At 63.0% G+C, this 11,534-nt stretch carries 10 protein-coding genes; all 10 read left to right on the forward strand.

The window, feature by feature from the left end; genetic code table 11:
• Positions 1-3 precede the first annotated feature (3 nt).
• On the forward strand, positions 4-1,794 hold the full coding sequence (gene sdhA / locus NUH88_RS11545) for a succinate dehydrogenase flavoprotein subunit (protein WP_257766561.1): 1,791 nt from the start codon (positions 4-6) through the stop codon (positions 1,792-1,794).
• A gap of 35 nt (positions 1,795-1,829) precedes the next feature.
• Complete coding sequence (locus tag NUH88_RS11550) at positions 1,830-2,612, forward strand: succinate dehydrogenase iron-sulfur subunit (protein ID WP_257766562.1); 783 nt, start codon at positions 1,830-1,832, stop codon at positions 2,610-2,612.
• Between the two features lie 379 nt (positions 2,613-2,991).
• Positions 2,992-3,696 (forward strand): SIMPL domain-containing protein, encoded by a 705-nt coding sequence (locus NUH88_RS11555; RefSeq protein WP_257766563.1) that lies wholly within the window; start codon positions 2,992-2,994, stop codon positions 3,694-3,696.
• Positions 3,697-3,741: 45 nt separating this feature from the next.
• A complete protein-coding gene (locus NUH88_RS11560) occupies positions 3,742-4,491 on the forward strand; it encodes an SDR family oxidoreductase (RefSeq protein WP_257766564.1) in 750 nt (249 codons plus the stop codon).
• Between the two features lie 103 nt (positions 4,492-4,594).
• The gene (zapE, locus tag NUH88_RS11565; protein WP_257766565.1) at positions 4,595-5,719 is read left to right on the forward strand and encodes a cell division protein ZapE; all 1,125 of its coding nucleotides are present in this window, start codon (positions 4,595-4,597) and stop codon (positions 5,717-5,719) included.
• Positions 5,720-5,917: 198 nt separating this feature from the next.
• The gene (locus tag NUH88_RS11570) at positions 5,918-6,922 is read left to right on the forward strand and encodes a hypothetical protein (RefSeq protein ID WP_257766566.1); all 1,005 of its coding nucleotides are present in this window, start codon (positions 5,918-5,920) and stop codon (positions 6,920-6,922) included.
• Between the two features lie 29 nt (positions 6,923-6,951).
• Entirely contained in the window at positions 6,952-7,995 is a 1,044-nt protein-coding gene (locus tag NUH88_RS11575; protein ID WP_257766567.1) for a hypothetical protein, read from the forward strand.
• Between the two features lie 152 nt (positions 7,996-8,147).
• Positions 8,148-9,101: a malate dehydrogenase gene (gene mdh, locus NUH88_RS11580; RefSeq protein WP_257766568.1), complete on the forward strand. Its 954-nt coding sequence runs from the start codon at positions 8,148-8,150 to the stop codon at positions 9,099-9,101.
• Between the two features lie 180 nt (positions 9,102-9,281).
• Positions 9,282-10,478 (forward strand): ADP-forming succinate--CoA ligase subunit beta, encoded by a 1,197-nt coding sequence (gene sucC, locus NUH88_RS11585; protein ID WP_257766569.1) that lies wholly within the window; start codon positions 9,282-9,284, stop codon positions 10,476-10,478.
• A complete protein-coding gene (gene sucD, locus NUH88_RS11590; RefSeq protein WP_257766570.1) occupies positions 10,478-11,353 on the forward strand; it encodes a succinate--CoA ligase subunit alpha in 876 nt (291 codons plus the stop codon). Before sucC ends, sucD begins: the two co-directional genes overlap by 1 nt.
• Positions 11,354-11,534 lie beyond the last annotated feature (181 nt).

An 11,534-nucleotide genomic window follows, 5' to 3' on the forward strand; every position in this document is an offset into this window, starting at 1 on the left:
TCCATGGAGTCCTACGAGATCATCGACCATACCTACGACGTCGTTGTCGTGGGTGCCGGCGGTGCCGGCCTGCGCGCCACGTTCGGCATGGCGCAGGAAGGTCTGAAGACGGCCTGCATCACCAAGGTCTTCCCGACCCGCTCCCATACTGTGGCCGCGCAGGGCGGCGTTGGCGCTGCGCTCAACAATATGGGTGAGGGCGACAACTGGAAGTTCCACATGTACGACACCGTTAAGGGGTCGGACTGGCTGGGTGACCAGGACGCGATCGAATATATGTGCCGCAACGCCATTCCCTCGATCATCGAGCTGGAGCATTTCGGCGTGCCGTTCTCGCGGACCGAGGAGGGCAAGATCTACCAGCGCCCGTTCGGCGGCCACACGCTGGATTTCGGCAAGCGTATGGCAAAGCGCGCCTGCGCGGCGGCGGACCGGACCGGTCATGCCATCCTGCACACTCTCTATCAACAGAGCCTGCGGGCGAACGCCGAATTCTTCATCGAGTATTTCGCCATCGATCTCATCATGGATGAGGAAGGCGCCTGCCGCGGCGTGATGGCGATCGATCTCGCGACCGGTACGATCCACCGTTTCCGCGCCCACCAGACGGTGCTGGCCACCGGCGGATACGGCCGGGCCTATTTCTCCTGCACCTCGGCTCATACCTGCACCGGCGACGGCGGCGGCATGGTTGTGCGCGCGGGTTTGCCGATGCAGGATCTGGAGTTCGTCCAGTTCCACCCGACCGGGATCTACGGCTCCGGCTGTCTGATCACCGAGGGCGCGCGTGGCGAGGGCGGTTACCTCACAAATTCCGAGGGCGAGCGCTTCATGGAGCGTTACGCGCCGACCGCCAAGGATCTCGCCTCTCGTGACGTGGTCAGCCGCGCCATGACCATCGAGATCAACGAGGGCCGGGGCGTCGGACCGCAGAAGGATCACATCTTCCTGCATCTCGAGCATCTGGACCCGGACGTCCTGGCGCTGCGTCTGCCGGGGATATCCGAAACGGCGAAGATCTTCGCCGGCGTCGATGTCACCAAGGAGCCGATCCCGGTACTGCCGACGGTGCATTACAATATGGGCGGCATCCCGACGAACTATCACGGCGAGGTTCTGTCGCCGACGAAGGACGATCCGGACCGCGTCTGCCCGGGCCTGATGGCGATCGGCGAGGCGGCCTGCGTTTCCGTCCACGGCGCCAACCGTCTCGGCACCAACTCGCTGCTCGACATTGTCGTGTTCGGCCGCGCCGCTGCCTTCCGGGCGAAGGAAACCGTGCGTCCGGGCGAGACCCACAAGCCGCTGCCGGCGGATGCGGGCGAATTCGCCATCGCGCGTCTCGACAAGATGCGCCATGCCAAGGGTGAGCGGAAAACCGGCGAGATCCGCCTCGAGATGCAGCGTGCCATGCAGCAGCACGCTGCGGTCTTCCGCACCACCGACCTGATGCAGGAAGGCGTGACGAAGATCCAGGACGTGGCCGCGACGATGCCGGATATCGGCGTCGCCGACCGCTCGCTGATCTGGAACTCCGATCTGGTCGAAGCGCTTGAGCTGGAGAACCTGATGACCCAGGCGGTCATCACCCTGACCTCCGCGGATCTCCGCCACGAGAGCCGCGGCGCCCATGCCCACGAGGACCATCCGGATCGCGACGACGAGAACTGGATGAAGCACACGGTCATGTGGCTCGACGACAAGTACAAGCACGACGTGATGTATCGCGACGTGCACATGTACACGCTGTCGAACGAGGTCGAGGTCGTGCCGCCGGTGGCGCGCGTCTACTGATCGCTAGAGAACAAAGAAAAGATCGGAAGTGAGAGATGGCTGAATTTTCTTTGCCGGCGAACTCGAAGGTCAAGATCGGCAACACGCACAAGGCTCCGGAAGGGGCGAAGCGGGTCAAGGCCTTCAAGATCTACCGCTATGATCCGGACAGCGGTCAGAACCCGCGGGTCGATACCTATGAGATCGATCTCGACGAATGCGGGCCGATGGTTCTGGACGCGCTGATCAAGATCAAGAACGAGGTCGACACAACGGTCACCTTCCGCCGCTCCTGCCGCGAAGGCATCTGCGGTTCCTGCGCGATGAACATTGACGGCACCAACACGCTGGCCTGCCTGAAGAGCATCGACGACGTGCAGGGCGAGGTGAAGGTCTACCCGCTGCCGCACATGCCGGTGGTGAAGGACCTGGTGCCGGACCTGACCCGGCCCTATGCACAGCTCGCCTCGATCGAGCCGTGGCTGAAGTCGAAATCGCCGCCGCCGCCGACGGACGAGGAGCGGCGCCAGAGCATCGAGGAGCGCGAGAAGCTCGACGGTCTCTGGGAATGTGTTCTCTGCTTCTGCTGCTCGACCTCCTGCCCGAGCTACTGGTGGAACGGCGACCGCTATCTCGGCCCGGCCATTCTGCTGCAGGCCTATCGCTGGATCGCGGACAGCCGCGACGAATATACCGGCGAGCGGCTCGACGCTCTGGAGGATCCGTTCCGGCTCTATCGCTGCCACACCATCATGAACTGCACCAAGACTTGCCCGAAGGGCCTCAACCCGGCCAAGGCCATCGGCGAGATCAAGAAGCTGATGGTTCAGCGCATGTAGCGCCAGCAAAGCTTCGCGTGGAAAAGAAAACGGCCGCTGGAAACAGCGGCCGTTTCGATTTCAGGCACTCTGCCCGGCGGTGTCGTCAGGACGAGACCGGCGAGCTTTGCTTCGCAGTCTGGTGACCGCACTGCGCAAAGGCGGCGGGAGCCGTAAAGGCGACCACGGCAGCCACGAGCATCAGCAAACCAATCATCTTACGCATCTCTGAACCTCCACGGTCAGTTGCAAGGATACCTTATCGCGTTTCCGGAGGCGGAGCCAGTCGCGAGTCCGTGAAAGCAGGCAAAAGGATGGAACAAATCGCCCGCAGACGTCATTTTACCGACGCAATTCGCGGCGATGCTGCGCCGGTTCCATGTTTTTCGGAGTCCGATCCATGATCCGAGACTGTCTCTCCCTCGCGCTTGCCGTTCTGATGTTGCTCGCAGCGCCGCAGGTGGTCCATGCCGACACGGTGCGCGACGATATCGTGACCCTTGATCTCAGTTTGGAGAAGTGGGTCGAAACCGACTCCGCGACCGTGACCGTCGCCGCCGACCTCGCGGTGAAGGCCGGCGGGTTCGGTGCGGCCCGGCAGGCCGTAAAGGACGATCTGGCGAAAATCTCCGGCAAGGCGGCCTGGCGGCTTACCGGCTATAACCGGTTGCGCGACGAAGCCGGTTTCGAGCGTTGGCGGATCGTCGCCGAGGCGCGCCTGCCGAGTACCGAACTCGGCGGTCTCGGCGGCACCGTGAAGGGTCTCGGCGAGGCCGGTCGAAGCTATGCCGTTCTGGGGATCGACTTCACGCCGACCCTGGCCGAGCGCGAGGCCGCGATGGCCGATCTCCGGGCGGAAATCTACAGAAGCGCCGCCGAGGAGCTGGAGCGGCTCAAGGCCGTTTACCCCGACCGCGGATATCGTGTGGCGACCATCAATTTCCAGACCAGCGGGGTTCCGCGGCCGATGCCGGCGCAGATGATGCGGGTGGAGTCGGCCCCGAAACTTGCCGCCGACGGCGCAATGGCCGGGGACAGCGTGGCGCAGAGGGCCGAGTTGCGCGCTTCCGTACGTTTCGCCGCCGAAGTTCGCTCCGACGACTGAAGCGCGCTAAGATCTCCCCCAATAAAAGCCTGAGGGGGGAGATCGATGAGCAAGGGACTTTGCATCGTCACCGGTGCGAGCCGTGGCATCGGGGCGGCGACGGCCGTCCGCGCGGCGCGCGACGGCTGGGACATCGCGGTCAATTACGTCGGCAACGAGAGCGCGGCCCGCGCTGTTGCCGGCAAGGTCGAGGCCGAGGGCCGGCGTGCGGTGGTGATTCAGGGCGATACCAGTAGGGAGGCCGATATCGTCGGCCTGTTCGACGCGGCGGAGGCCGCGCTCGGGCCGGTGCGCGGACTCGTGAACAATGCCGGGATCACGGGCAGGATCTCAAAGGTCCGGGACATGAGCGCCGAAGCGATCGCAGAGGTGATGAACCTGAACGTGGTCGGTCTCATCCTCTGCTGCCGGGAGGCGGCACGGCGGATGTCGGTCGCCGACGGCCGAGACGGCGGGGCGATCGTCAATCTTTCCTCCATTGCCGCCCGGCTGGGCGCGCCGAACGAATTCACTCATTACGCCGCCTCCAAGGGGGCGGTGGATTCCTTCACAATCGGATTCGCCCGCGAGGCGATCGCCGACGGGGTCCGGGTCAACGCGGTCGCGCCCGGCATGATCGACACCGACATTCATGCCAGCGCCGGCGCGCCGGACCGCGCGGCCCGTCTCGGCCCGACGACGCCGATCGGCCGGGCGGCTGCGCCGGAAGAGGTGGCTGAGGCCATTGTCTGGCTTCTGAGCGATGCGGCCGGCTATTGCGCAGGGTCTATCCTCGAGGTCTCGGGCGGGCGATGATGTCATATCCGCTCCGCCGCCTGCTTGACCTCGGCGCGCAAAAGCGCGAGTTCTTGGCGCTGGGGGAGCGGGCCGTCCGGCCTGTCCGGCAGGAGAAAGCATTGTGAAACACGATGGGCCCCTGGCCCGCTACGAAGCCTTGGTCGCCGACGGCTCCATCGCGAAGGATCCGGCGCAGGAGGCGGCCGCCGCGAAGCTGCAATGGCTGCACGATCAGCTCATCGATTACCGGCCGCCGCAGGCCAAGACCGGATGGACCGCCAAACTCGGCTTTGCGCGCCGGCGGCCGACCAACCCGCCGAAGGGGCTCTACATCTACGGTTCCGTCGGACGCGGTAAGTCCATGCTCATGGACCTTTTCTTCGACGGCGCTCAGGTCGAGTGCAAGCGCCGGGTGCATTTCCACGAATTCATGCGCGAGGCGCATGAGCTGATCCACCAATGGCGCCAGGAGAACAAGGTAACCAAGACGGCGGAGCCGATCCGCCCGACGGCGCAGAAACTTGCCGACAGTGCCTGGCTGCTCTGTTTCGACGAGTTCGAGGTGCGCGATATTGCCGATGCGATGATCGTATCGCGCCTGTTCTATGCCATGTTCGAGCTTGGCGTCGTCGTCGTCGCGACCTCTAATCGGGCGCCGGACGATCTTTACAAGGACGGTCTGCAGCGCGACTTGTTTCTGCCGTTCATCGGAATTCTGAAGGCCCGGCACGAGATTTTCAGGCTCGATGACGGTGAGGACTATCGGCTCGGAAGGCTCCGCGGGAAGACCGTCTATCACGTGCCGAGCGGGGTCGAGGCGGACCGGGAGCTCGACGAGGCCTTTGCCGATCTGACCGATGCCGCCACGCCCGAGCCGGATGCGATCAAGCTCAAGGGACGCGAGATACCGGTGCCGGCCGCCGCCGCGGGTGTTGCCCGCTTCGGGTTCCGCGATCTTTGCGACACCCCGCTCGCCGCCGCCGATTTCCTTGCGGTAGCGGAACGATTCCATACCGTGATCCTTTCGGACATCCCCGTGCTTGGAGCTTCGAACCGGGATCAGGCGCGGCGCTTCATGACCCTCATCGACGCGCTCTACGACCAGGGCGTACGCCTGATCGCCTCCGCCGCCGCGAGCCCGGAAGAGCTCTATGACGGTGAGGATTGGGGCTTTGAATTTGACCGGACGATATCACGTCTGATGGAAATGCAATCTTCAGATTACTTTGAATCCAGGCGGCGCTGAGCTTGAGAATAGCATTTGGCGCAACGATCTATCCAGATACATAAAAATCAGCATAAATTTAAATCGCAATCTTAAGAGTAACTTAAGATAGAGCGTGATACTCCGCTCTGTGGGCAGAAAGCTTAGGTTCGTTTCCAGACCCACGGGAGAGGTGATATCGCTTACGCTATCGATTATTCCGCCGGGCGCGACGCATTGGTGCCGGACGGAGATAAGGATTCCCTCCATACGCTCGATTGCAGCATCCTGCCTCTGCGAAGCCATGCAGCAATGAAGCTCCGGCTGATCAAGAATGTCCGCATGGAAACGCGCATTGAATTGTACCGTGAGGCCGGCATGGGCAGCGGACAGGTCGCCATCGAGGAGCTGCCGGGTTTCATCGGCGGTACGGACGATCTGACCGAGCACGATATTCCGATGCTGGAACAGATCGGCCAGATGGACAGTTTCGATCCTTACTCGCTGCGGCGTGGACTGCGCGCTGCGGGGATTGAGATGAACGACCTGTCGCCGTTTTCCCTGAGCGATGCGAAGAAGCGCGAGCTGCGCCCGCACATGCGCAATCTCACCCGACCGCTGGTCCAGTATGTTTTCGGTGCTAACGAGGTCGAGCTGAACAATCCAGAAGCGATCCGCGAGGTGATTGGAAATGCGGAAGGAATTGCGGTCCGGATGCGGCTGGAACGCCTCGCCGCATCCTTGAAGACAAGTACGGACCTGTTGCCGGACTTGTTGGAGGATTACGGCGACATTTTTCTCTCGCTCGGTTTCTACAAGCAGCATCTGATCGATCTCGGGCCGCGGATCGCCGCGCTTCAGGACTGGATCGACGAGGCGAGCCGCGCGTCCCATATCGGTAACGATCCGGTCACCGGGCCCGCCTTGCGCAAGACGGTACGTATCCTCGGCGTGCTTTCCCAATCGTTGAAGCTGCGTTTCGAGAATTTCGAGAACAGAACCCAGATCCGCTGGGAGCGAGTAACGATCGGCACCTTCAATCAGGTTCGCACGCTGATCTCGGATCATCAGGCGACGCTTGCAGCCGTGCTCTGCGGCCTGCTGGTGAAAATCTACGAATGGGAAAGCCAGTTTCCCGGTGGAGGCGGAAGCCTGGAGCGGCGGGTCGAGTTTGCGATGACAGATCTTCGCTCGGGGCTTGACCATCTTGCGGGAATCGAGCGGAAAGCGGCGACCTTTGCCTGACGGGCGGAGGCGCTGCGCTGTGGGGATCGATGTCTGAAACGCTCCTTCAGAGCGCCACGACCCGCAAAACGATCGACCGGGAAGACCGCGATTCCATCAACACCTTCGCCTGCGCCGCCCTGCCGGTCCGCAGCAAGGGTCTCTTCAGGCTCCGTCTGATCAAGAACGTCCGATTGGAAACCCGGGTAGAGGCTTTCCGGGGCACCGGCACCGGCAGCGGGCAATTCGACATTGACGAACTGCCGCACTACGTCGATCCGGGCCAGGATTTGACCCGGCACGATGTCCCGATGCTGAAGAAAGTCGGCCAGCTGCCGGCCTTCGACTGCTATTCCCTGCGCCGCGCCGTACGGTCGAGCGGGATCGATGTCGACGCAACCGAGGTCCTCTCTCTTTCCGACGAGAAGAAGCGGGAACTGGCGGGGCATATGCGGAACCTGACCCGTCCGCTGGTCCACCATGTCTTTGGCGACGAAAATCTGGACATCACGGATCCGCGCAACCTGCGCGACATCATGCAGATGGCGGACAAGGACAAGGCGCGAAAGAACCTCGCTCAGCTCTCGGCCGTTCTCGAAACGGATCTCGACGGGCTTCCGGAGTTGCTGGAGGATTACGGCGACGCTTTCCTGTCGCTTGGATATTACCGCAGCTATCTCAATCTCATCATCCCGCGCGTCAAGGAGCTGCACGGCTGGATCGAGGAGGCTGGCGAGCGCGGCTCGTTCCGCCAGGGCGACCCGGCGATGAAACGCCTGAAACAAGTATCCGGCGCCATCGACCTGATCATGAAGAGCGTGACCGAACGCTTCCGGAGGTTCGACGGCACGGCGGCGTTCGACTGGGAGAAGCTCACGCTGAATGAATTCAGAACCAGCCGCGATCTCATTCTCGCGCACCAATCGAGCCTCGCTGAGGTGCTCTGCGGTCTGACCGTAAAGGTCTATGAATGGCGCTCCCGTTTCGCGAAGCCGAATGTGGGAATCCAGCAGCGTGTGGACTTCGTGCAGTCCGATCTTTTTCCGGGCCTCGATCATCTCCTGAAAGTCGAAAGCGGCGCCCCGAATTTCTGAATACCGGCTCCGAAGTCCGCACGGCCCGGCTGAGGCCTTGCGGGGGGTCGGGAAACGCGCTACACCGCGCCTCGGTTTTCCGCCGCCTAGGAGGAGGCCGGAGCCTTGTCGGCGCGGCGGATCTGTCCCGAACCAGAGGAGTGGGGAACAAGATGGCTCGCAACAAGATCGCGCTTGTCGGCGCAGGCAATATCGGCGGCACGCTGGCGCTGCTCGCCGGTCTCAAGGAACTCGGCGACGTAGTGCTGTTCGATATCGTGGAGGGCATCCCCCAGGGCAAGTCTCTGGATATCGCCGAAGCCTCCCCGGTCGAAGGCTTCGATGCCAACATGCTCGGCGCGAACGACTACAGTGCGCTCAAGGGCTCCGACGTCGTCATCGTCACCGCCGGCATCCCGCGCAAGCCGGGTATGAGCCGCGATGACCTGATCGAAACCAACACCAAGGTCATGCAGGCGGTTGCCGACGGCATCAAGGCGAACTGCCCTGACGCGTTCGTCATCTGCATCACCAACCCGCTCGACGTCATGGTCGGCATCCTGCAGAAGCTGAGCGGCCTGCCGGCCAACAAGGTCGTCGGCATGGCCGGTGTGCTCGACAGCGCCCGCTTCCGTTACTTCCTCGCCGAGGAATTCAAGGTCTCCGTCGAGGACGTGACGGCCTTCGTGCTCGGCGGCCACGGCGACACCATGGTCCCGCTGACCCGCTATTCCACCGTCGCCGGCATCCCGGTTCCGGATCTGGTGAAGATGGGTTGGACCACGCAGGAAAAGGTGGATCAGATCGTGCAGCGCACCCGTGACGGCGGTGCCGAGATCGTCGGCCTGCTGAAGACCGGCTCCGCCTTCTACGCGCCGGCCTCGTCCGCCATCCAGATGGCCGACTCCTACCTCAAGGACAAGAAGCGGGTCCTGCCCTGCGCGGCCCAGTGCTCCGGCGAATACGGCCTCGACGGTCTCTATGTCGGCGTGCCGTGCGTGATCGGAGCGAACGGCGTCGAGCGAATCGTCGAGATCGAGATGAACGCCGACGAGAAAGCCATGTTCGACCACTCGGTCAACGCGGTGAAGAGCCTGAACGAAGTCGCGGCGAAGCTCGGTATCTAAGAGAGCGCCGGTGGTATACGGTATACCACCATTTGTGATCTTGGGGTTCGGTGCTACAGTGCGGCTGCGGCACCGGGCCGCTTCCCGCGAGTGGGGGATTGAGCCGGCCTTTCGGGCCGGCTGCCGCAACGAGTTCGGCGCCTGCTGCGCCAGACCCGGGGCAAGGGAAATGGGAGAGCCATGAACATCCACGAGTATCAGGCTAAGCAGCTGCTGGCCAAATTCGGTGTGGCGGTGCCGCGGGGCGGCGTTGCCTACACCCCTGAGGAGGCCGAGAAGGTCGCCAATGACCTTGGCGGTCCGGTTTGGGTCGTGAAGTCTCAGATCCATGCGGGCGGACGCGGTGCCGGCCGTTTCAAGGGAAATGAGAACGGCGCCGGCGGTGTCCGCGTGGTCAAGTCGGTCGACGAGGTGAAGTCGAATGCCGGCGAGATGATCGGGTCTGTCCTCGTCACCAAGCAGACCGGTGCGGAAGGCAAGGAAGTCAGCCGCGTCTATATCGAGGAAGGCTGCGATATCAAGCGCGAGCTTTACCTTAGCCTTCTGGTCGACCGCGATACCAGCCGTGTCACCGTGATGGCCTCGACCGAGGGCGGCATGGAGATCGAGGAAGTCGCCGAGGCGACCCCGGAAAAGATCATCACCATCGCGATCGACCCGGTCACCGGCATGCAGGGCTTCCATGCCCGCCGCATCGCCTTCGCGCTCGGTCTCGAGGGCGACCAGGTGAAGTCGGCGGTCAAGTTCCTGATGGCCATGTACAAGGCGTTCACCGATCTCGACGCCGCCATGGTTGAAGTGAACCCGCTGGTGGTTACCGGCGCCGGCGACGTGATCGCGCTCGATGCCAAGATGGGCTTCGACGACAACGCGCTGTTCCGCCACAAGGACGTGGCCGAGCTGCGGGACGAGACCGAAGAGGATCCGGCCGAGCTCGAAGCCGGCAAGTACGAGCTGAACTACGTGAAGCTCGACGGCTCGATCGGTTGCATGGTCAACGGTGCGGGTCTCGCCATGGCCACCATGGACATCATCAAGCTCTACGGCTCCGAGCCGGCGAACTTCCTCGATGTCGGGGGATCTGCGACGAAGGAGCGGGTCACCGCCGCCTTCAAGATCATCCTTTCCGATCCGAACGTCGAAGGCATTCTGGTCAACATCTTCGGCGGCATCATGCGTTGCGACGTCATTGCCGAAGGCGTGGTCGCAGCGGCCAAGGAAGTCAGCCTGCACGTGCCGCTGGTCGTGCGCCTCGAAGGCACCAACGTCGATCTCGGCAAGCAGATCCTTGCCGATTCGGGCCTGCCCATCACCTCTGCGGACAATCTCGCGGACGCGGCGGAGAAAATTGTCAAAGCGGTGAAGGAGGCAGCCTGATGGCCGTTCTGGTTGACGAGAATACCAAAGTCATCTGCCAGGGCTTCACCGGAAGCCAGGGCACGTTCCACTCCGAGCAGGCGATCGCCTACGGCACAAAGATGGTCGGCGGCGTGACTCCGGGCAAAGGCGGCCAGACCCATCTTGGTCTGCCGGTCTTCAATACCGTGCACGAAGCCCGCGAACGCACTGGTTGCGACGCCTCCGTGATCTATGTTCCGCCGCCGTTCGCCGCGGACTCGATCCTGGAAGCGATCGATGCGGAGATCCCGCTGGTGGTCTGCATCACCGAAGGCATTCCGGTGCTGGACATGGTGAAGGTCAAGCGGGCCCTTGGGAACTCCAAGACGCGCCTGATCGGCCCGAACTGCCCGGGTGTGATCACCCCGGACGCCTGCAAGATCGGTATCATGCCGGGTCATATCCATCGCCGCGGCAAGGTCGGGATCGTTTCCCGCTCCGGTACGCTGACCTATGAGGCGGTGGCCCAGACCACGGCGGCCGGCCTCGGCCAGTCGACCTGCATCGGCATCGGCGGCGATCCGGTGAATGGCACCAACTTCATTGATGCGCTGGACCTGTTCCTCGGCGACCCGGAGACCGAAGCGATCATCATGATCGGTGAGATCGGCGGCTCGGCGGAAGAGGACGCGGCCGAATTCCTCAAGCAAAACAAGGTGAAGAAGCCGATGTGCGGCTTCATCGCCGGCGTCACCGCCCCTCCGGGCCGTCGCATGGGCCATGCCGGTGCGATCATCTCCGGCGGCAAGGGCGACGCGAACTCCAAGATGGACGCCATGCGTTCCGCGGGAATCCTCGTGGCGGACAGCCCGGCATCCCTCGGCACCACTATGGTGAAAGCCATCAAGGGCTAAAATCGACGGTTCGGGCGGCGGATTTTTCCCGCCGCCCGGACTCACCATTGCGATTTTTTGCCATCAGCCATGCAGAACGGCTTCAAGTTCGTAAATTCTTAAGTAGTATAAGAACATGGTTACCGGTGCGGCGGTCTGTCGCAACGGTAACGAGGCCCTGCGCGAGGGGCGCGCGGAGCCG

Origin of the sequence: Nisaea acidiphila, from assembly GCF_024662015.1 — a bacterium.
Classification (GTDB): Bacteria; Pseudomonadota; Alphaproteobacteria; order Thalassobaculales; family Thalassobaculaceae; genus Nisaea; species Nisaea acidiphila.